2 pseudogenes are annotated in these 770 nt (G+C 48.3%); both read right to left on the bottom strand.

Annotated elements, in window-relative coordinates:
- Window positions 1–319: pseudogene (locus BHE85_RS17330) on the bottom strand (transposase); the annotation flags it as partial.
- 63 nt (window positions 320–382) lie between these two features.
- Window positions 383–770: pseudogene (locus tag BHE85_RS17325) on the bottom strand (transposase); the annotation flags it as partial.

Below are 770 nucleotides of genomic sequence, written 5' to 3'. Positions count from 1 at the left end.
TGTCGCCATTGTTCGATTAACGCGTATTTTTCAGCGACTCCTGTGCAAAATACGCTGTTGCTTTTTTTAATATATCTCGCTCAAGGCGAGCTTCATTTAACGCCTTACGCAGTTGCAGAATTTCAGATTCCAGTTCAGCCACCGTGCGGGAACCAGGAGTACCGAGCCCTTTTCTGGCGGCGGTAACCCATTGTCCTAAAGTGCCTTCAGGAAGGGATAATCGGGAAGCGCCTTCACTGATCGAAAGTTGATTTTCAAGAACCGTTCTGACAGCTTCGGCTTTGAACTCTTTAGAGTAACGTTGGTTTTTTCTGCTCATTATTAGCTCCTTCTGATGCCATTCTATTTCAGGAAGGAGTGTCCGTTAAACTCAGGCTACCTCAGCGCCCTGCAATGTCATCAGCATTCTCATCACCATTCCGCATGATTCTGAGAAACTCAGTTGATTTGGCCAGTAACCTTTCAGATGTTCCGCCATTTTAATCATCTGATATCTCACCAGATTATAAGCCAGTAAGACACCCCACAGCTCTTGCTCCACAAGCTCCGGCTTTTTACTTCTCAGCGTCAGCCTGCTCAGTTGCATCGTCTGTTTTATCTCCCTGTATCCCAGTTCAATTTCCCAGCGATGACTGTACAGATCCGCCATTTCTCCTCCGGGGAAGCGCATGGCGTCCGTCATCGACGTCAGCAGATGGCAGACTTTTCCTTTGCGCGTCACGGTCAGCAGGCGGGCTGTCACTTCATTTCCCAGTCCCGGCCACTTTTTT

It is taken from the genome of Shigella sp. FC1567 (assembly GCF_001743015.1).
GTDB lineage: Bacteria > Pseudomonadota > Gammaproteobacteria > Enterobacterales > Enterobacteriaceae > Escherichia > Escherichia coli.
This window is presented reverse-complemented; position numbering and strand designations above follow the sequence as displayed.